We start from the raw sequence: 21,060 nt of genomic DNA, 5'->3' as shown, positions 1-21,060 counted from the left end.
GGCATGCACAGGCCCCCAAGACCCGTGCATACCGCGTATAGGCAGCCTAAACCGGAAGCATTCGGAACGCAATACCGGGTATGCATCCGGGGCCTTACATCACCAGGAGGACCTTGCCCACGTGGTCGCCGCTGTCGAAGTACCGGTGCGCCGCGCCCACCTGGTCCAGGGGGAACGTCTTGGCAACCAGGGGACGGATCCTGCCGTCTGCCACCAGCGGCCACACAGCGTCGCGCACGGCGGTCATGATGGCACCCTTTTCCGCCACGGGCCTGGGGCGAAGCGCGGTGGCCACCACGGCCGCCCGCTTCTTCAACAGCAGGCCAAGGTCCAACTCGCCCTTGGTGCCACCCTGGAGGCCGATCACCACCAGGCGCCCGTAGTCGGCCAGGGCATCCACGTTCTGCGGCAGGTACTTGGCCCCCACCACGTCCAGGATGACATCAGCCCCCTTGCCTTCGTTCTGCCGCCGAAGGCTCTCCGGGAAGTCTTCCTCTTTGTAGTTGATGGCGATGTCCGCCCCGAGGAAGGCTTTGGCGGTGCTGACTTTCTCGTCACTTCCGGCCGTGGTGGCCACCTTGGCACCGAAGGCCTTGGCGAGCTGGATGGCCATGGTGCCGATCCCGCCGGTGGCACCGTGGATGAGGACCGTCTCGCCCGGCTGCAGCTGCGCCGTCATGATGAGGTTTGAGTACACGGTCGCAGCCACCTCGGGCAGCGACGCGGCGGTGACCAGGTCAACCCCTTCGGGGACGCGCAGCACCTGCTCGGCCGGGACCGCCACCTGCTGGGCGTAGCCGCCGCCTGCCAGCAGGGCCACTACCTTGTCCCCCAGCGAGAACGGCTTGCTGACACCGGGTCCGAAGCCGGCGATCCGTCCTGACACTTCCAGCCCGGGGACCTCGGAGGCACCCGGCGGCGGCGGGTAGAAGCCCCTGCGCTGCTGGACATCGGCCCGGTTCAGGCCGGCTGCCACCACGTCAATCAGCACTTCGCCCTGGCCGGGCACAGGGGCGTCCACGTCCCGCACTTCCAGCACTTCCGGGCCGCCCGGTTCCGATATGTAGACGGCTTTCATGGACCTCTCCCGTTCCTGACTAAAATCCTGGCTGCATCCAGTGTGCACCGGGCGCTTCCCCGGGCCTGTTTTGTTGCAGGCAAGCGCCTATGAAACACTACTAGCTGAGGAAGGTTGTCCGAGCGGCCGAAGGAGCTGGTCTTGAAAACCAGTGTGCGGTAACCCCGTACCAAGAGTTCGAATCTCTTACCTTCCGCAAGGGAACCCCTGGCAGCCGGCACCGGCCGCCAGGGGTTTTTTGCTTTAACAGCCCCTGCCTGCCCTGTTGCGCGGACGTAAATTCTTTGGACTAATCCCCTGCCGAACCCGGGACCCAAAGCTACCCGCGGGTATTGTTTGTGACTGCCGGCACATTTGCGTGTCTGCCGGCAGCATCACTCCCGCCAACAGCACCTCCGGTCCGTGGCTAGGGAAGCCCCGGACCGCAGGGCGGGCCGCTCCGCTGGGGAACGTCCCGCCGAATGCACGCTCTAGCCACCCTGCGTTCATTCAGCGCTGTTGTCATGTGCCGGACACCACTTGACCAGGAGCAGGGTCCGGGCCCACGTCCGATCGGTACAACCACGGACGCACTCCACCGGGTCCCCACCCGGGACACCTCAATGAAAGTAAGAGCGGATGCATCAAAAAACATGGAAGTTATCGCTGGGCACAGCGTTGTCCGCGGGGCTCATCGCCGCCCCGCTGGCAGCTGTCCCGGCAGCCGCGGAGGTCTCAGCCGCGGCCGGCACCTCCCCCGTTGTCATCAACGAGGCCTACCTCAGCGGCGGCAGCAGCGGCGCCGCCTACAAGAACAAATTCGTGGAGCTGTACAACACTTCGGATGCCCCGGTCTCCCTCGAGGGCTGGTCCGTGCAGTACCGCTCCGGGACCGGCGCTGCGGCGCCCAGCGGGGTGGCTGCCCTGTCCGGGTCCATCCCGGCCAAGGGCTACTACCTGGTGCAGGGCGGAAGCAATGGCACCAACGGCGCAGACCTGCCCAAGCCTGACCTGGTGGCGGGCGCCATGAACTTCGCCGGGGCCTCGGGAACCATCGTGCTCGCCAAGCAGCCCACCGCCGTCGCGCTTCCCACCGGTTCCGTGGTGGAAACAGCCGGCGTGGCAGACCTTCTGGGCTACGGCGCCTCCAACACCTTTGAGACCCAGGCTGCTGCGGCGCCTGCCGGAAACACCGATGTGAAGAGCCTCAACAGGGCCGCCGGGGCGGACAGCAACAATAACGCCGCTGACTTCACGCTCCTTGGCGCCATCACGCCAACACCTTCGGGCGGCACAGCTCCGGCTCCGGACCCCGCGCCCTCGCCGGATCCCGTTTCCAGGACCATCGCGGAGATCCAGGGCACCGGGACGGAAAGCCCGCTGGCCGGAGCCACCGTCACCACCAAGGGCAAAGTCACGGCAGCCTTTCCCACGGGCGGCCTCAACGGCTACTACCTGCAGACCCCCGGCACGGGCGGTGACCTGACGGCCACCAACCACGCCGCATCCGACGGCATCTTCGTCTACTCCCCCGCCACCGTGGCTTCGGTGCAGGCCGGTGACTACGTCCAGGTGACGGGCACGGTGGCCGAGTACTACGGCATGACCCAGCTCAACGTCACGGCAGCGGCAGGCCTCACCAAGCTCACCGACGCTGCCCCCGAGGTCAAGCCCACCATCTTCACCCTTCCCGCCGCGGAAACCTTCCGCGAATCCCTGGAAGGCATGCTGCTGGCACCCCAGGGGCCCATGACGGTGAGCGACAACTACAGCCTGAACCAGTACGGCGAGATTGGCCTGGCGGGCGGGACCACTCCCCTGGTCCAGCCCACAGCTGTGGCACCGTTCGGCTCCGCCGGGTACACCGCCGTGGTGGCTGACAACGTTGCCCGCGGCATCAAGCTCGACGACGGGTCCAGCACCAACTTCCTGAAGGACGCCGCCACCAAGGCCGAGGTCCTGCCGTACCTGACCACCACGGACCCCGTCCGCGTGGGTTCGCCGGTGGACTTCACCACCAACGTGGTGCTGGGTTACGCCAACAATTCCTGGAAGCTCCAGCCGCTGACCCACCTGACCGAGGCCAACAAGGCCACCGTCCAGCCGGCCAGCTTTGGTGCCACCCGCACCGCGGCCCCCGCTGCCGTGGGCGGCAATCTGAAGATCGCCTCGTTCAACGTCCTGAACTACTTCCCCACCACCGGTGACATGCTCTCCGGCTGCACGTTCTACGAGGACCGCGCCGGCAACCCCATCACCGTCCGTGGCGGCTGCGACGCCCGCGGTGCAGCCAACGCGGAGAACTTCAAGCGCCAGCAGGACAAGATCGTTGCCGCCATCAGCAACTCCGGCGCTGACGTGGTGACCCTGATGGAGGTGGAGAACTCCGCGCAGTTCGGCAAGGACCGGGACGATGCCCTGGCCAAGCTGGTCGAGGCCCTGAACATCCCCACGCCCGGCATCTGGGACTACGTCCGTACGCCCGCCAACGCTCCGCCGCTGACGGACGAGGACATGATCCGCACCGCATTCATCTACAAGAAGGCCGTGGCAGAACCCGTGGGTGAATCCATCATCCACAACGACACCGTTGCCTTCGCCAGCGCCCGCAAACCGCTGGCCCAGGTGTTCAAGCCCGTCGGCGGGGCCGCGGGCAGGGAGTTCATCGCCATTGCCAACCACTTCAAGTCCAAGGGCTCGGCCGCCACCCCGGACGACACGGACAAGGGCCAGGGCGCCTCCAACCTCGCCCGCACGGCCCAGGCCAAGTCCCTGCTGGACTTTGCCACCTCCCTCCAGCAGGACAAGGGCACCGACAAGGTGTTCCTGATCGGTGACTTCAACTCCTATGGCAAGGAAGACCCCATCAACGTCCTCACGGGCGCGGGGTATGTCAACCAGGATGACAAGGCGCGCAACCCCGACGGCTCAGCCAAGCACTCCTACCTTTTCGGCGGCCTGGTGGGCTCACTCGACCACATCCTCGCTTCCCCCGCCGCCAACGGTGTGGTCACGGGCGCGGACATCTGGAACATCAACTCGGTGGAATCCGTGGCGCTGGAGTACAGCCGCTACAACAGCAACGTCACCGACTACTACACGCCGGACCAGTTCCGCGCCAGCGACCACGATCCTGTGGTGGTGGGCCTGGATCTGGCATCCACACCTGCCACTGTTGACCTGAACCTCCTGAACATCAACGATTTCCACGGAAGGATCGACGCCAATACGGTCCAGTTCGCGGGCACCATCGAGAAGTTGCGCGCCGCCGCCGCTCCGGGGACCACGGCGTTCCTGTCCGCGGGCGACAACATCGGTGCCTCCCTGTTCGCCTCGGCCGTCGCCAAGGACCAGCCCACCATTGACGTGCTGAACGCATTGGAACTGAAGGCATCTGCTGTGGGCAACCACGAGTTCGACGGCGGCTGGGCGGACCTGCGCGACCGCGTCATCGCCGGAGGCACGAATGCGAAGTTCCCCTACCTGGGCGCCAACGTCTACAAGAAGGGCACCACCGAGCCGGCACTTCCGGAGTACACCGTGCTGGACCTGAACGGCGTCAGGGTGGCCGTCATCGGCACCGTCACCCAGGAGGTTCCGTCCCTGGTGACGCCGGCCGGCATCGCCGACCTCGACTTCGGGGACCCGGTGGACGCCATCAACCGGGTGGCCGCGAAGATCACCGCGGACAAGATTGCCGACGTCATCATCGTGGAAGATCACGACGGCGCCGGCTCGGGTGTGGTGGAAGGCGCCACCCTGGAGCAGGAAGTGGCAGCCGGCGGCCCGTTCGCCAGGCTGGTCACCGAAACGTCCGCCGACGTTGATGCCATCTTCACCGGCCACACCCACAAGGAATACGCCTGGGACGCACCCGTTCCCGGCGTGGCGGGCAAGACCCGGCCCATCGTTCAGACCGGCAACTACGGCGAGAACGTGGGCCAGATCCAGCTGACCGTGGACACCGCCAGCAAGCAGGTGACCGCCTACAAGGCCGGGAACGTCAAGCGCACCACGGACGCCGCCGCCGGCCTGGTGGCTGCCTACCCGCGCGTGGCCGCCGTCGACGCCATCGTCAAGAAGGCCCTGGCGGACGCCGCTGTGGTGGGCAACCACCCCGTGGGTTCGGTCACCAAGGACATCACCACGGCTTTCACCACCGATGCCACCGGCGCCGCCAAGCGCGATGACCGCGGCAGCGAATCCACCCTGGGCAACCTGGTGGCCGACTCCCTGCTCGATTCGCTGAAGCCCGCCGGCCTCGGCGGCGCGGAAATCGGCGTCGTGAATCCCGGCGGCCTGCGCAACGAGCTGTACTACGCGCCGGACGGCACCATCACCTACGCGGAGGCCAACGCGGTCCTGCCGTTCGTGAACAACCTGTGGACCACGTCGCTGACCGGTGCGCAGTTCAAGACCCTGCTGGAGCAGCAGTGGCAGACCAACCCGGACGGCACGGTCCCCAGCCGCGCCTACCTGCAGCTGGGCCTGTCCAAGAACGTGAACTACACCTACGACGCCGCCCGGGCCGCGGGTGACCGGATCACCGCGGTGCGGGTGAACGGTGAACTGCTGGACCCGGCCAGGTCTTACCGGGTGGGCACGTTCAGCTTCCTGGCCACCGGAGGCGACAACTTCCGGATCTTCACCGAGGGCACCAATACCCGGGATTCCGGGCTGGTGGACCGGGACGCCTGGATCGGCTACCTCCAGAAGAGCAGCCCTGTGGCTCCGGACTTCGCGCGGCGTTCGGTGGCGGTCACCAACACCACCGCCGACGGGGTCAAGCCCGGTGGGCCCGTCACCCTGGCGGTCTCGAAGCTTGACCTGACCTCCCTGGGCAGCCCGGTGAACACGGCCCTGGAGGCTTCGTTCACCGATGCCGCCGGCAAGGTCACCGCGCTGGGCACAGTACCGGTGGCCGCCGGTGCGGCTTCGGTGGACCTGGCTGTCCCGGCCGGGGCGGCGGAGGGCGCGGCAACCCTGGTGCTCACCGCCGTCGAGTCCGGCACCGTGGTGAAGGTGGCCGTGCTGGTGGGAGCCGATACGCCGGCGCAGCCGGTCTGTGTTCCGCCGGTCAAGCCCACCCGTCCCGCTGACGTCAGGGGGCAGGCGAACTACGGCCAGGCCATGGCCGCCTACCGCGCCTGCCTGCGGGGCTAATACCCTGGATGCGCCATCACTTGTGGTCCCTGTTCCGCCGGTTCAGCGGCCATAAGTGATGGCGCATCGCCGTTTAAGGCCCTGCGAGTTAAGCCCTGTGAGTTAAGCCCGGCGAAGGATGGCGACGGCGATCTCGTCCGCATCGCGGAGCGTGCGCTGGCCACTGCGGTACGCGGGGCCGCCGGGCTGGACGGCCTCGGCGGCGATGGCGGTGCCCCACTGCGCTGACGACAACTGCAGCCCCAGCACAAACAGGCCCTCGGTCACTGACCCGTTGGCCGCAACCGGGCGGTACGGGTGCGCCTCCACGTCCAGGCCGGTGGACTCGATGGGGGCACCTTCGGCGGTCATCATGAGTTTGGGCCGCACCAGCCCATCGGCCAGCAGCTGCTCCAGTACCGGTGAATCGTTGGCCGAGACCCGGTTTCCGGGGGCCAGTGCTTCCACCATGGTCCGGGCCGTGGCGGGCGGCGCGGAAACCCACGGCGAAGCAGCGGTGAACATGGCCGCCTTCCGGTCCACCCGGAATTTCGGGTCCGGCCCAACAAAGCTGACCACCCCGGCCCTGGCCAGGGCGGCGAGCTGTTCGGAGCGCAGCGCCGGCGGTCCGCTGGCCAGGCCCTCCACGAACGATTCGAACCAGCCACGCAGGCCTACGACCCATGACTCGTCGGTGATGCCGCCGTCGGCCACTGCCGTCTTCAGGACGGCGCGCCCGTGGTGCAGCGCGGCGATGGCCATTTTGACCGGATCGTCCTCGCCCAGGGCCGACCGGCGGGCATCGTCGAGCAGGAACTCCACCACGGCGGCGTCGTGGCCCCTGCGGGAATCGAACGAACGGCCTGCCAGTGGAGCCGCGAGCCCGGGCAGGTCCAGGCGGTGCCGGGGACCCACGTGGACGGCCAGGACGCTCTCAACGCCGTCCTCCCAGTTCGCGGCGCTGTGCGCGTGCGGCTGCAGGGCTTCCTCCAGCGCTGCGAGGAACGCGGGCGCGTCGGGCACTGCGCCGGGCTGCGAGCGCACCAGCGTCGAGTAGTAGGCCCACAGCGCGTCGCGGTGCAGCAGCGGCCACAGGTCATGGTCGAACGAAGGGCGGATCCCGGCCTTCGCCAGCCGCTCGATGGCGGCCTCGGTGAGGTAGCGGAGCGTGATGGAGGAGGCGTAGTAGCCGTCCAGTGCCGCCTTGGCACGGTACGGGGTCCCGCGCCGGGACGCTGCGATGATCAGGGGTTCCTGGCCGGACGGTTCGTACTCCAGGCCTGCGCCGTTGGACACGAACTTGCCGCCGCGGCCTTCGGTGAGCTGGCCCATGGTGTCGAAGAAGTTCAGGCCCATGCCGCGGACCAGGACCGGCTCGCCGGCGGGGATCAGGGACCAGTCCACGTCCGCCGGGACGGCGGGGGGAAAGTACTGCAGGCCCAGGTGCCCGGCGGCGGCCTGGAGCTCCCGCTGTTCAGGATTCAGCCGGGAGGGGATGTGCCCCAGGGCCAGCACCACGGAATGGGCGCGGATGCCCTCCCCGGTGGCCAGGCCGACGTCGAACATTCCGTCCCCGGCGGGGCGCACCGACACAGCGGTCGTTTCGTGGAATTCGATGGTGACGCCGTCGGGGGCCGTGCCCAGCAATTCCTCCACTGTGCAGCGCAGGTAGCGTCCGTAGAGGGCGCGGCTGGGAAAATCATTTGATCCCAGTACCGCCAGCTCCGCCCGGTCCCCCGCGGTGAGGGCCGGCAACGGGTCCCGCTGCTGCCGGGCCCGCCACTGGTCGAACGTGGTGCCGGCAACAGGAGCGGGAAGGGCAGGGTCCTCGGGAACCAGGGTGGGGTAGAAGGACTGGGTGTTCATGAGGAACAGCCGGGACTGGCCCGGTTGCCACACATGTCCAGGGCCTGCCGGGCAGGGGTCCACGACGTCGATGTGCAGGCCGGTTTTCGGGTTGCCGGCGACGGCGGTGTGGGCGAGCAGCCGCTCCAGCACGCTGGTGCCGCGGGGACCGCCACCGATGATGACGGCCCGGTTGCTCTGCGATATTTCCACGCCATCCAGCGTACGGGCTGGAAGCGGAGCGTGCGCCGGACGCTTGACTTGCCAGCCATGGGGGATGTTGTTTGGATGGGGCGCATGACCACCACAGCAGCTGATCAAGCGTCCGTACCCGGCTCCGGCCGGGACACTTCCGGCAGCAACTCCCGGGAAACCGCGCCGGAACCCGTCGACGAGAACGTGTGGCTGGAGGACATCTACGGCGAGGAACAGCTGGCCTGGGTCAAGGAGCAAAACTCCCGCACCGAGGACCTGCTGGAGGACGGCGGCTACGCGGAACTGGAAACCGGCATCCTGGAAGTACTGGACTCCACGGACCGGATCGCCATGGTGGGCAAGCGCGGCGACTGGTACTACAACTTCTGGAAGGACGGGCAGAACCCCAAGGGCCTGTGGCGGCGGACCACCTGGGAAAGCTACTGCACCGACTCCCCGGAATGGGACGTGCTGCTGGACGTGGACGAACTGTCCCGCGCCGAAGGCGAGGAGTGGGTGTTCCACGGCGCCACGTTCCTGCGCCCCGCAGCCGGGGAGCCCTTCCGCCTGGCGCTGCTTGCCCTCTCCCCCGACGGCGGCGACGCCAACCGCTACCGCGAGTTCGACGTCGAGGCGCGCGGCTTCGTGGACCCCGCCCGCGGCGGGTTTGACCTCCCGACAGCGAAGGGCAACGTGTCCTGGCTGGATGCCGATACGCTGCTGGTTGCTTCCACCGCGGACGGGCTGCCCAAGACAGCGTCCTCCTACGCGCGGACGGCGGTGACGCTCAAGCGCGGAGAGTCCCTGGCAGCGGCTCCGCGCCTCTTCGAGGTATCGGAAGACCACATGATGGCCGTGGCGGCCCATGACTCCACGCCCGGCTTTGAGCGGACTTTCGCCGTGGACTACATCGACTTCTTCAACCGCTCCAACTTTGTGCTGCGGGACGGATCCTGGGTACAGATCGACGTTCCCACCGACGTCAACGTCAGCGCCCACCGGGAATGGCTGCTCTTCCGTCCGCAGCAGGACTGGATTGTGGACGGCACCACGTATCCTTCCGGGACGTTGCTCGCCGCCAACTTCGAGGACTACCTCGCCGGCAGCCGCAATCTCACGGTCCTGTTCACCCCCGACGCGCACACGTCCCTGCAGTCCTGGAGCTGGACCCGGAACTTCCTCCTGCTCAACCTGCTCAAGGACGTCTCCTCCGAGATCCGGGTCCTGGACCCGGCCCGGCCATCCGACGGCGCGGACGGCGGCTGGGCGGCCACGCTCCTGGACGCCTGCCCGCCGCTGCACGATGTGAACGCCTACGCCGTGGATGACGAGGACGAGGGGCCGGCGCACGGCGGCGCGGGCGATGACTTCTGGCTCATCGCCACGGGTTTCACCAACCCCACCACCCTGATGCGCGGCACCCTGGAACGCGGAAGCGCCGGGACGTCCGGCGTGGTGAGCCGGCACGCGGTGGTCAAGACCTCGCCGTCGTTCTTTGCCGACGCTGACTACCAGGTGGAGCAGCACTTTGCCGTGTCCGACGACGGCACCCGGGTCCCATATTTCCAGGTTGCTCCGCGGGACCTGGCTTTGGACGGGCAGAACCCCACCCAGCTGTCCGGCTACGGCGGATTCGAGGTGTCCCGGACGCCCGCCTACAGCGGCACCGTGGGCAGGGCATGGCTGGAGCGGCGGACCACGCTCTCGGACGGCAGCGACGGGAAGGCCCCCCACTCGCGCGGCGGGGTGTATGTGGTGGCGAACATCCGCGGCGGCGGCGAATACGGGCCGGCCTGGCACCGTGCCGCGCTGAAGGAAAACCGGCACCGCGCCTACGAGGACTTCGCAGCCGTGGCACGGGACCTCATCTCCCGCGGGGTCACCTCGCCGCGGCGGCTGGGCTGCGTGGGCGGATCCAACGGCGGACTCCTGGTGGGGAACATGCTCACCCGTTATCCGGAACTGTTCCGGGCCGTCTCCTGCGGTGTGCCCCTGCTGGACATGCGCCGCTACACCAAGCTCTCCGCCGGGCATTCGTGGATTGCCGAGTACGGGGACCCGGACGTTCCCGAGCAGTGGGAGTACATCAGGACCTTCTCCCCCTACCACCTGCTCAAGGACGCGGTGGAGTACCCGGAGACGTTCATCTGGACCGCGACCTCGGACGACCGGGTAGGCCCCGTGCAGGCACGGAAGATGGCCGCCCGGATGCTTGCCATGGGCATCCCGAACGTGTGGTTCCACGAGGCCCTGGAGGGTGGCCACGCCGGCGCCTCCGACAACCGGCAGGCCGCTGCCCTGCAGGCGCGCAGCCAGCACTTCCTGTGGAAAGCCCTGGCAGGCTGACCGCCATGGCACCCGGGCTGGCGGTACGGCGGGCCGTTGCCGCGGACGTGGAGCGGTTGGCCCAGGTGCACGTCCGCTGCTGGCAGGAGACGTACCGGGGCATGCTGTCCGATGCCTTCCTCGCCGCCGTGGACCCGGCCGACCGGCTGCGGCTCTGGCAGCACCTTCTGGACCGGGCCGAACCCGCCGAAGCGTGGGTGGCATGCGACGGCGGGACGGTGGTGGGGTTCGCCGGTTCCCGCCGGCTGCCTGCCCCCGGCTCCCCGGAAGGGCATCCGCCGCCTGCCTCCGGAGACCTGGAACTGTGGGGGCTGTACCTGCTGGCCTCGCACCAGGGTCTTGGCTTGGGCGCCCTTTTGCTGGACGCGGCCATCGGCTCCAGGGCGGCGAGCCTCTGGGTGGCAGCCGCCAACAGCCGGGCCATCGGTTTCTACCGCCGCTTCGGCTTTGCACCGGACGGCGCAGCGGACGTCCTGCCTGAGTGGGAGGACCTCCCGGAGATCCGGATGGTCCGCCCGGCGCAGGGCTGAGCGCGGAGCAGCCGAACCCCGTTTACCGGGGGCGGCGCCGGTGGCGGGCACCGTTTTGCACTGCATGGCCGGATCTGCGTATCCTTGGTGGGCTAGTAATAGCAACTGGAGACGTGCCAGAGCGGCCGAATGGACTTCACTGCTAATGAAGGGTCGGGGTTAAACTCGACCGGGGGTTCAAATCCCCCCGTCTCCGCGTTTGGCCCCGGTCCCTTGGACCGGGGCCTTTTGCGTTTCCAGGAGTAGCTGCACGACGGCCTCTGCAGCCTGGGCCCCGTCAGTCCCGGGCTGCTTCGCAGATCCGGGCGTTCAAGCTTCGGAAACGCGAACAACCTTATGACTCTCCGGGCCATGGCTCGGCAACCGTCGGAAAACGCTGTCCGGCAGTCGGACGCGGCGGGCGCCGCCGGATCCGCGGTGGCAGGATTGGCCCATGGCGGCACGCAGCAACCCACACCACCCGGACGTCGTCCAGACAGCATGGAATCCGCGCCTGGCCCTCCTGGTGGCGGCAGCGTTCTTCATGGAATTCCTGGACGGCACGGTCCTCACCACCGCCATTCCCACTATTTCGGCGGATTTTGCCATCCCCGCCGCCGACGTCAACATCACCATGACCGCCTACCTGCTGACGGTGGCCATCGGCATTCCCCTCAGCGGCTGGCTGGCGGAACGGTTTGGTGCCAGGCGGATCTTCTGCACTGCCATCGCGGTGTTCACCCTGTCGTCCCTGGCCTGTGCGTTCAGCCAGGACCTGGCCACCTTGACCCTGAGCCGCATTGCCCAGGGTGCCGGCGGCGCCATGATGGTGCCGGTGGGAACCCTGGTGGTGCTGCGCGGCACCCCGAAGTCCGAGCTGCTGCGTGCCACCGCGTTCCTGGTGTGGCCCGGGCTCCTGGCACCCGTACTCGCCCCGCTGGTGGGCGGGGCGCTCACCACGTACCTGTCGTGGCACTGGATCTTCCTGGTCAACCTTCCGCTGGGGGTGGCCGCCTTCGTGGCGTCCCTGCGGCTGGTTCCGGCGGTGGCCGGAGATCCCGGCCGGCGGCTGGACTGGCCGGGAATGCTCCTGACAACGGTTGGCGTCGGTGCCCTGGTGACCGGCCTGGAGCTCGCCAGCAGCCACCCGGGACTGCCCTGGGCAGGAATCAGCGCTGCGGCCGGGATTGCGGCACTGGCCGGGGCGGTCCTGTGGATGCGACGGGCTCCCCATCCGCTGTTCAACCTGCAGGTCTTCCGCACCAGGACGTTCCGGGCCATGGCCACGGGCGGATTCGTGTACCGGGTCACCATCAGCTCCGTCCCGTTCCTGCTGCCGCTGATGTTCCAGGCGGGGTTCGGCTGGTCGCCGCTGCACGCCGGCGCCCTGGTGGCAGCAGTGTTCGTCGGGAACATCGGGATCAAACCGGCCACCACGCCGTTGATCCGGAAGTTCGGTTTCAAGGCGATGCTGGTGTTCGCCTCGCTGGCATCAGCCGTGACGTTCGCCCTCTGTGCCTTCCTGACACCGGAAACCCCGGTGGCTTTGATGGCCGCACTGCTGGTGTGCAGCGGCGCCTTCCGCTCCATCGGCTTTTCGGCCTACGCCTCGGTCCAGTACGCGGACATTCCCCCGGCGCAGCTGACCTCCGCCAACACCGTGTCCGCCACGCTGGTGCAGCTCGGCACAGGCTCCGGCATCGCCATCGCTGCCCTGCTGATCCGGACCTTCGAAGGCCTGTCCTCCGCGGCCCAGGATCCGGCCGGCCCATTCCGCGGCGCTTTCCTGGCGATGGCCGTCCTGATGCTGGCAAGCACCGTGGACAGCATCCTGCTCCCCCGGCACGCAGGGGCAGCAGTCAGCCGGCCTGGGCCAGCACCAGGGGCAGAACCGCTCCCGCCCCGGCCTGCCGAAGGGCGCGCCCCGCGACGGTGAGGGTCCACCGGCTGTCGGTGAGGTCGTCGATGAGCATCACCGGCTGGCCTTGGACGGACTGCAGGGCGGCCTCGAGCTCGGGACCCACCACCAGCCGGTCCCATACTCCCGCCAGCCGGTATGCGCTGTTGCCGCCTCGGCCGCCGGTGGGTCCGCCGTGGGCCAGCTGCAGCTCACCAAGGTAGGGGATGCGCCCGATTTCCGAGATTCCCCGGGCCAGCGAGCCCACGAGCTGGGGCTTGCCACGGGACGGCACAGCCACGATCGCGGCTGGCCTGCCCACCCCGCTCCACCCCGGGTTCCGGCCATCACCGGTCCCCCACTCCCGCAATACCTGGACGCAGGCCTGGAGCATGCCCGGGTCCACCGGCCGGTCCTCCGCGCCGGCGGCAAACAGTTCCCGCAGGGCGCCGCCCCAGCCGAGGTCCGTCAGGCGGGCCAGGACGCGCCCCTCCGAGAGGCCCTCAGCCGGTTTGAGTTTCCCCTTCACCGGCACCCCAAGACGGTCCATGCCGCTTGGCCACTGAAGACGCGGCTCCAGGACGCCGCCCGCCCTGCTGAGGGTCTGGTTGGCCGCCGCCGTGGCGTCGGCGGCCACGTCCGCAGGGAACCACTGGCCGGCGCAGTTGTCGCACCGGCCGCAGGGACGGGCTGTCTCGTCGTCCAGGACCGACGTGATGTACTCCATCCGGCAACCGGCCGTGTCCTGGTAGATGACCATGGAGTCCTGCTCGTCCACCCGGGCCTCCGCAATGCGGCTGTAGCGCTCGGCGTCGTAAACCCAGGGCTGGCCCGTGGAGCGCCAGCCGCCGCCGACCCGCTCCACCGCCCCGTCCACGGACAGGACCTTCAGCAGCAGCTCAAGCGGCGTGCGGCGAAGGTCCACCCGGGCTTCAAGCGCCACCGTTGACAGTGCCGTTCCTGCCTCGGCCAACGCCGTCAGCACGGCGGCCGCCTTCTCCTCGGACGGCATGGACGCCGTGGCGAAGTACTGCCAGATCTCGCGGTCCTCGGATCCGGGCAGCAGCAGGACGTCGGCGTTCGCGGCCCCACGGCCGGCGCGGCCCACCTGCTGGTAATAGGCCACCGGCGACGACGGGGCGCCGAGGTGGACGACGAAACCAAGATCGGGCTTGTCGAACCCCATGCCAAGCGCGGACGTGGCCACCAGCGCCTTGACCTGGTTGTCCTTCAGGAGCTGCTCTGCCCGCTCCCGGTCCGCCGGATCGGTCCGCCCGGTGTAGGCGAGCACATTGTGCCCCGCTTCGGAAAGCAGCCGGGCGGTGTCCTCCGCCGCGGAGACGGTCAGGGTATAGATAATGCCGCTGCCGGGAAGGTCTGCCAGGTGGGTCAGCAGCCACCCCAGCCGCTCCTTGGAATTGGGCAGCGACAGGACTCCCAGCCGCAGCGAGTCGCGGCCCAGGGAGCCCCGGATGGTCAGGACACCGGCGCCGAGCTGCTCTTCGATATCGTGCACCACCCGTGAGTTGGCCGTGGCGGTGGTGGCCAGGACCGGCACCGTGTCCGGGAGGCGGTTAATGAGGTCGGCGATCCTGCGGTAGTCGGGTCGGAAGTCGTGGCCCCAGTCCGAAATGCAGTGCGCCTCGTCGATGACCAGCAGGCCGGTCCGGCGGAGCAGCTCCGGCAGCTGGGTTTCCCGGAACGCCGGATTTGTGAGCCGCTCCGGGGACACCAGCAGGACGTCCACCTCGTCCGCGGCCAGCTGCTCACGGACCGTGTCCCACTCCAGCTGGTTGGCTGAGTTGATGGCCACGGCCCGGACCCCTGCCCGGGCGGCGGCGGCCACCTGGTCCCGCATCAGGGCCAGCAGGGGCGAGACGATGAGCGTGGGCCCGGCTCCCCGGCGGCGCAGCAGCAGCGAGGCCACGAAGTACACGGCAGACTTCCCCCAGCCGGTGCGCTGGACCACCAGGGCCCGCCGCCCGCCGTCGACCAATGCCTCGATGGCTTCAAACTGGCCGTCGTGGAAAATGGCGCCCGGGTTCCCTACCAGGCCCCGAAGGACCTCCAATGCCTCGGCGTGCGTGGCGGTCCCCGGACCGTCCGGGCCTGCCGACTCTTCAACTGCGGTAGCGGAAACTGTGGAAGCGTACTGGTTATTGGCCATTGATTCAGTATCCCAGCACCCTCCGACACCGCGCACAGCGATCGCGCCGGTATGTGGAAACCTGCCGTGCACGCGCAGCAACGCCACCGCTGTGACGCAGATTCTCCCCAAACCCGTTGGCCACATGCGCCGCACACGTAAGATAAAGCCCGTGACTAGCGAACAGACAACGACATTTGATCTCTCGGCATCCTTCAAGGCCTACGACGTCCGTGGGATTGTGGGCGAGTCGATCACCGCCGAAATCGTCGAAGCCGTGGGGGCCGCGTTCGTGGATGTCCTGCAGCTCGAAGGCCAGACCATCGTGGTGGGCGGCGACATGCGCCCCTCCTCCCCCGAGTTCTCCAAGGCGTTCGCCAACGGAGCGGCAACCCGGGGGGCCAACGTGGAGCTCCTGGACCTGATCTCCACCGACGAGCTGTACTTCGCCTGCGGCTTCCTCAACCGTGCCGGGGCCACCTTCACCGCCAGCCACAACCCCGCCGAATACAACGGCATCAAGATGGCCAAGGCAGGCGCCGTTCCCATCTCCTCCGAAACCGGCCTCAAAGAAATCCAGGCCCTCGCGGAGCAGTACCTCAACTCCGGTTCCATCCCCGCCGCCGGCGCCCGCGGCCTGATCAGCGTCCGCGACGTGCTCAAGGACTATTCCGAGTACCTCCGCAAGCTCGTTGACCTCTCCGCCTCCCGCCCCCTGAAAGTGGTGGTGGACGCCGGCAACGGCATGGCCGGCCTGACCACCCCGGCGGTGCTGGGCGACACGTTGCTGCCCAAGCTGCCCTTCGACATCGTTCCGCTGTACTTCGAACTGGACGGCTCCTTCCCCAACCACCCGGCCAACCCGCTGGAGCCGGAAAACCTCCGCGACCTGCAGGCCGCAGTGATCGAGCACGGAGCGGACATCGGCCTTGCCTTCGACGGCGACGCCGACCGCTGCTTCGTCATTGACGAGAAGGGCGAGCCCGTCTCGCCGTCGGCCATCACCGGCATGGTGGCACGCCGCGAAATCGCCCGCGCCAAGGCCCAGGGCGAGGAAACGCCCAGCATCATCCACAACCTGCTCACCTCCCGCGCCGTTGCGGAACTGGTGGAGCACGACGGCGGACGCGCGGTCCGCACGCGGGTGGGCCACTCCTTCATCAAGGCAGTCATGGCCAAGGAAGGTGCCGTGTTCGGCGGCGAGCACTCCGCGCACTTCTACTTCCGCGACTTCTGGAACGCTGACACCGGCATGCTGGCCGCCATGCACGTCCTGGCGGCGCTGGGCGAGCAGGACGGCCCGCTGTCCGAACTGGCCCGCGAATACGAGCCTTACGTCAGCTCCGGCGAGATCAACTCCGAGGTGGAGGACAAGCCGGCAGCGGTGGAGCGCGTGCGCCAGGCGTTCGCGGACGAGGACCTCACCATCGACAACCTGGACGGCAGCACGTTCACGGCCAACGACGGCAGCTACTGGTTCAACCTGCGCCCGTCCAACACCGAACCGTTCCTGCGGCTCAATGCCGAGGCCACGGACCGGGCCACCATGGAACGCGTGCGCGACCGCGTCCTTTCCCTGGTGCGGGCCTAGCACCGGATGACTGACCATACCGGGCAGGCAGCGGACGGAAACAGCGGGCAGGACAGCTGGCGTGATTCCGTCTCCGAAGCCACGGCAACGGACCTGGAGAACCTCCTGGGCACGGGCGTCAGCGCGGCCCAGGAGCAGCTCCAGCGCAACGGCGGCTTCCTGCCCTTCGCGTTGACCGTCCAGAACGACGGCGAAGTGCGGCTGGTTGCCGTCTCTCCCGCGGATGCCGGAGAGGGCAGCGACGCGGACTTTGACGCCGACGCCATGATCCACGACCTGCAGGCGCTCCTCCGCCAGAACCGGGACGACTTCCGCGCCGCTGCCGTGGTGTGCGACATCCTGCTGGTGGAGGAGGATTCGGACGCCATCCACGTGGCGGCTGAACACCGGGATGGTTCGCTCTTCGCCGCGGTGCTCCCCTATTCGGCCAACGCCACCACCCAGTCCTGGGATTTCGGCGAGCTCGGTGCAGACGCCAGCGAGCCCGTCATCTGGGTGGACTAGACCGGATTCGCTGCCATGAAGATCAATGCCTTCGCTGACGTCAGCCTGCGCGCCCTCATGGTGCTCGCAGCCGTTCCCGACGGCACGCTGCTCACCACCCAGAGCATCGCCGACTCGGTGGGGACGCCCTACAACCACGTCAGCAAGGCCATGGCCAAACTGCGGAGCATGGGCCTGATCGAAGTGGTCCGGGGCCGGTCCGGCGGATCACGGCTCAGCCATGCCGGCCGCATCGCCACCGTGGGGCAGATCCTGCGGCAGCTTGATACCCGCACCGATCCCGCGGACTGCGTGTCCCCGGGCGGGAACTGCCCCCTGATCAATGAATGCAGGCTTCGCGGCGCACTGGCCCGTGCCCGGGAAGCTTTTTACGCCGAGCTTGATTCGGTGGTGATCGGGGACCTTCCCCAGGCCCGGCAGATGGCGCCGGTCTTCCAGATGATCGGCCTCCGCCCCAGCCTCTGAGTGCCCCGTATCCGGGTGCCCGCTCCCGGCTTGATTTCAAACTTCTACAAGGTGTAGAACTGAGGCAGAAATACTCGCATTTCAAATATGAGTTTTCATCCGGCCGGACGAAGGCCCCGGCCATAACCTCAGGAGTACAGATGCTCTCGGACAAGTCCCGCCCCGTCATTGAGGCCACCCTGCCGCTGGTCGGCTCCCGGATCGGTTCCATCACCCCCAACTTCTACGCCCGCCTGTTCGCGGCGCACCCCGAACTGATGGATGGCCTGTTCAGCCGCTCCAACCAGCGCTCCGGCAACCAGCAGCAGGCCCTGGCCGGGAGTATCGCCGCTTTCGCCACCCACCTGGTGAACAACCCGGGCACCCTGCCGGAGACGGTCCTTTCCCGCATCGCCCACCGCCACGCCTCCCTGGGCATCACCGAACCGCAGTACCAGGTGGTCTACGAGCACCTGTTCGGCGCCATCGCCGAGGACCTGGCCGAGGTCATCACGCCCGAGATCGCCGAAGCCTGGACCGAGGTGTACTGGCTGATGGCCGATGCCCTGATCAAGCTCGAGAAGGGCCTGTACGCAGCCCAGGCCAACGACAAAATGTGGATGCCGTGGCGCGTGGCGGCCAAGACCCCCGCAGGGACCGGTTCCATGACCTTCACCCTGGAGCCCGCGGACGACACCCCCGTCACCCCGGCCCTTCCCGGCCAGTACATCAGCGTCAAGGTGGCCGTTGCGGACGGCCTGCGCCAGGTGCGCCAGTACTCCCTTTCCGGCGACGCCGGCACCAGCCGCACCTTCACCACCAAGCTGGACGACGGCGGCGAGGTATCCCCCGTGCTGCACAACACCGTCCAGGTGGGCGACGTCGTCGAGATCTCCAACCCCTACGGCGAGATCACGCTCAAGGAAGGCGACGGACCCGTCGTCCTGGCCTCCGCCGGCATCGGCTGCACCCCCACCGCCTCCATCCTCCGTTCCCTCGCCGAGTCCGGCTCCGACCGCCAGGTCCTGGTGCTTCACGCCGAGAGCACCCTGGACAGCTGGGCCCTGCGCAGCCAGATGACGGACGACGTCGAACGCCTGGACGGCGCCGAACTGCAGCTCTGGCTGGAGAAGCCGGTGGACGGCGCCAAGCAGGGATTCATGTCCCTGCGTGAAGTCGACCTGCCGGCCGACGCCTCCCTGTACCTCTGCGGCCCGCTGCCGTTCATGAAGAACATCCGCAACGAGGCCATCAACGCCGGCATCCCGGCCACCAAGATCCACTACGAGGTCTTCGGCCCGGACATCTGGCTCGCCAGCTGATTTTCCGGCGCCTTCGTGAACGACGACGGCCCCGCACCTTTTCGAAAAGGTGCGGGGCCGTCGCCGCATGGAAGGTGGGGCGGCTGCTAGTGCTGGGCCATCCGGGCCTTCAGGGAATCGAGCTCGGAGCGCAGGGCCTCGGGCAGCGAGTCGCCAAACTTGGCGTACCACTCCTCGATGGAGGCGAGCTCAGTGTCCCACTCCTCGCGGTCGACGCGGACGGCGTCCTCCACGTGGGCGTGGGTGAGGTCCAGGCCGGTGAGGTCCAGCGCGTGCCCGGCGGGGACGTATCCGATCGGGGTCTCGACGGCGTCGGCCTTGCCCTCGATGCGCTCGATGGCCCACTTGAGGACGCGGGCATTGTCGCCGAAGCCGGGCCAGGCGAAGCCGCCGTCGGCCGTGCGGCGGAACCAGTTCACCAGGAAGATGTGGGGCAGGCGTTCCGGGTTGGCCTTGCCGGAGACGCTGATCCAGTGCTTCAGGTAGTCGCCGGCGTCGTAGCCGATGAACGGCAGCATGGCCATGGGATCGCGGCGGAGCACGCCAACCTGGCCGGCGGCCGCGGCCGTGGTCTCGGAGGACAGGGTGGAGCCCATGAAGATGCCGTTGGTCCAGCTGCGGGCCTGGGTGACCAGCGGAACAGTGGTCTTGCGGCGTCCGCCGAAGAGGATGGCCGAAAGCTCCACGCCCTCGGGGCTGTAGTACTCCTCGGCAAGCATGTCGATCTGTGCGATCGGCGTGCAGAAGCGGGAGTTCGGGTGCGCGGCGGGCTTGTCCGAATCCGGGGTCCAGGAGTTGCCCTGCCAGTCGGTCAGGTGCGCCGGAACCTCGTCCGTCATTCCTTCCCACCACACGCCGCCGTCGTCGGTCAGGGCGACGTTGGTGAAGATGCTGTGGCCCTTGGCGATGGCGCGCATGGCGTTGGGGTTGGTGCCCCAGCCAGTGCCGGGGGCAACACCGAAGAGGCCTGCTTCCGGGTTGGTGGCGCGGAGTTCGCCTTCCTTGCCGATCCGCATCCAGGTGATGTCATCGCCCAGCGTCTCCACTTCCCAGCCTTCGATGGTGGGATCCAGCAGGGCGAGGTTGGTCTTGCCGCAGGCGGAGGGGAAGGCGGCGGAGACGTAGTAGGTCTTCCGCTCGGGAGAGGTCAGCTTGAGGATGAGCATATGCTCGGCCAGCCAGCCTTCGTCGCGTGCCATGACCGAGGCGATGCGCAGGGCGTAGCACTTCTTTCCGAGCAGGGCGTTTCCGCCGTAGCCGGAGCCGAAGGACCAGATGGAGCGCTCCTCGGGGAAGTGGACAATCCACTTGTCCGGGTTGCAGGGCCATGCCACGTCTTCCTGGCCGGGCGCCAAGGGTGCACCCAGCGAGTGCAGGGCCGGAACGAAGAAGGCGTTGGTCGCGGTGATCTTGTCCAGCACTGCGGTGCCGACGTTGGCCATGATGCGCATGGACGCAACAACATAGGCGCTGTCCGTGATTTCGACGCCGAACTTGGGGTCCTCGGCGTCGAGGTGTCCCATGACGAACGGGATGACGTACATGGTGCGGCCCCGCATGGAACCGGCGAACAGGCCGCGCAGCTTGTCTTTCATCTCCCGCGGGTCCATCCAGTTATTGGTGAAGCCGGCGTCGCGCTTGTTCTCGGAGCAGATAAAGGTCTGCTCCTCAACCCGGGCCACATCGGCGGGGTCGGAGAACGCGGCGAAGGAATTCGGGAACAGGTCCTGGTTGAGCCTGGTCAGGGTACCGGCAGCAACGAGCTCGTCCGTGAGGCGGGTGTTTTCCTCTTCGGAGCCGTCAACCCAGTAGATGCGGTCCGGCTGCGTAAGCTCAGCAACCTCTTCGACCCATGCCAGCAGGCCGGCATGTGTGGTGGGTGCTTTCTCAAGCAGCGGCTTCTGCGCCAGATCGCCCATTGCAGTTCCCTTCCTCGGGTTCATCGGTGTGTCCTAAATGCTATGGTCCGGACCAGTGGAGTTTTTGGGGAGCTTGACTGACATATCCGGTCACCGAAAGTGAATTCCGCGGGAAATCAAGGAATTATTGCCGCGAAAACGCC

The 21,060-nt window shown here is 67.9% G+C and carries 12 protein-coding genes and 2 tRNA genes; 10 read left to right on the top strand and 4 right to left on the bottom strand.

Going from position 1 to position 21,060, the window contains the following annotated elements; translation table 11 throughout:
- Window positions 1–94: 94 nt before the first annotated feature.
- Window positions 95–1,078: an NAD(P)H-quinone oxidoreductase gene (locus MRBLMD1_RS10330; RefSeq protein WP_159632936.1), complete on the bottom strand. Its 984-nt coding sequence runs from the start codon at window positions 1,076–1,078 to the stop codon at window positions 95–97.
- A gap of 108 nt (window positions 1,079–1,186) precedes the next feature.
- Between MRBLMD1_RS10330 and MRBLMD1_RS10325 the strand changes: the two genes are divergently transcribed.
- Both MRBLMD1_RS10325 and MRBLMD1_RS10320 read left to right on the top strand, forming a co-directional pair.
- A tRNA-Ser gene (locus MRBLMD1_RS10325) sits at window positions 1,187–1,274 on the top strand.
- Between the two features lie 422 nt (window positions 1,275–1,696).
- A complete protein-coding gene (locus tag MRBLMD1_RS10320; RefSeq protein WP_364399246.1) occupies window positions 1,697–6,220 on the top strand; it encodes an ExeM/NucH family extracellular endonuclease in 4,524 nt (1,507 codons plus the stop codon).
- Window positions 6,221–6,322: 102 nt separating this feature from the next.
- On the opposite strand, the gene MRBLMD1_RS10315 is transcribed toward MRBLMD1_RS10320, so the two are convergent.
- Window positions 6,323–8,257: an FAD/NAD(P)-binding protein gene (locus tag MRBLMD1_RS10315; RefSeq protein WP_364399244.1), complete on the bottom strand. Its 1,935-nt coding sequence runs from the start codon at window positions 8,255–8,257 to the stop codon at window positions 6,323–6,325.
- An 84-nt stretch (window positions 8,258–8,341) separates the two neighbouring features.
- Here MRBLMD1_RS10315 and MRBLMD1_RS10310 point away from each other — a divergent pair, with 84 nt between their 5' ends.
- From MRBLMD1_RS10310 to MRBLMD1_RS10295, 4 genes are all read left to right on the top strand, one after another.
- Window positions 8,342–10,585: a prolyl oligopeptidase family serine peptidase gene (locus tag MRBLMD1_RS10310; RefSeq protein ID WP_364399242.1), complete on the top strand. Its 2,244-nt coding sequence runs from the start codon at window positions 8,342–8,344 to the stop codon at window positions 10,583–10,585.
- A 5-nt stretch (window positions 10,586–10,590) separates the two neighbouring features.
- Window positions 10,591–11,115, top strand: a complete 525-nt coding sequence (locus MRBLMD1_RS10305) for a GNAT family N-acetyltransferase (RefSeq protein WP_364399240.1) — start codon at window positions 10,591–10,593, stop codon at window positions 11,113–11,115.
- A 107-nt stretch (window positions 11,116–11,222) separates the two neighbouring features.
- A tRNA-Ser gene (locus MRBLMD1_RS10300) sits at window positions 11,223–11,311 on the top strand.
- A gap of 237 nt (window positions 11,312–11,548) precedes the next feature.
- Window positions 11,549–13,030, top strand: coding sequence for an MFS transporter (locus tag MRBLMD1_RS10295; RefSeq protein WP_364399238.1), 1,482 nt, complete (start codon window positions 11,549–11,551; stop codon window positions 13,028–13,030).
- Here MRBLMD1_RS10295 and MRBLMD1_RS10290 read toward each other — a convergent pair.
- Window positions 12,954–15,158 carry a RecQ family ATP-dependent DNA helicase gene (locus MRBLMD1_RS10290; RefSeq protein WP_364399236.1) on the bottom strand — a complete coding sequence of 735 codons (2,205 nt, stop codon included), beginning with the start codon at window positions 15,156–15,158 and terminating at the stop codon, window positions 12,954–12,956. The genes MRBLMD1_RS10295 and MRBLMD1_RS10290 overlap by 77 nt on opposite strands.
- Before the next feature lie 151 nt (window positions 15,159–15,309).
- Here MRBLMD1_RS10290 and MRBLMD1_RS10285 point away from each other — a divergent pair, with 151 nt between their 5' ends.
- The 4 genes from MRBLMD1_RS10285 to MRBLMD1_RS10270 all read left to right on the top strand — a co-directional run bounded on the left by MRBLMD1_RS10285 (window position 15,310) and on the right by MRBLMD1_RS10270 (window position 18,998).
- The gene (locus tag MRBLMD1_RS10285) at window positions 15,310–16,728 is read left to right on the top strand and encodes a phosphomannomutase/phosphoglucomutase (protein WP_159632943.1); all 1,419 of its coding nucleotides are present in this window, start codon (window positions 15,310–15,312) and stop codon (window positions 16,726–16,728) included.
- 6 nt (window positions 16,729–16,734) lie between these two features.
- Entirely contained in the window at window positions 16,735–17,232 is a 498-nt protein-coding gene (locus MRBLMD1_RS10280) for a hypothetical protein (protein WP_364399234.1), read from the top strand.
- A 15-nt stretch (window positions 17,233–17,247) separates the two neighbouring features.
- On the top strand, window positions 17,248–17,697 hold the full coding sequence (locus MRBLMD1_RS10275) for an RrF2 family transcriptional regulator (protein ID WP_364399232.1): 450 nt from the start codon (window positions 17,248–17,250) through the stop codon (window positions 17,695–17,697).
- Window positions 17,698–17,837: 140 nt separating this feature from the next.
- The gene (locus MRBLMD1_RS10270; protein ID WP_224024926.1) at window positions 17,838–18,998 is read left to right on the top strand and encodes a globin domain-containing protein; all 1,161 of its coding nucleotides are present in this window, start codon (window positions 17,838–17,840) and stop codon (window positions 18,996–18,998) included.
- Window positions 18,999–19,084: 86 nt separating this feature from the next.
- On the opposite strand, the gene MRBLMD1_RS10265 is transcribed toward MRBLMD1_RS10270, so the two are convergent.
- Window positions 19,085–20,917, bottom strand: coding sequence for a phosphoenolpyruvate carboxykinase (GTP) (locus tag MRBLMD1_RS10265; RefSeq protein ID WP_364399230.1), 1,833 nt, complete (start codon window positions 20,915–20,917; stop codon window positions 19,085–19,087).
- Window positions 20,918–21,060: the final 143 nt, after the last annotated feature.

This window comes from Pseudarthrobacter sp. LMD1-1-1.1 (assembly GCF_040676255.1).
GTDB lineage: Bacteria > Actinomycetota > Actinomycetes > Actinomycetales > Micrococcaceae > Arthrobacter.
The sequence above is the reverse complement of the archived record's forward strand: the minus strand, read 5'-3'. Positions and strand labels throughout refer to the sequence as shown.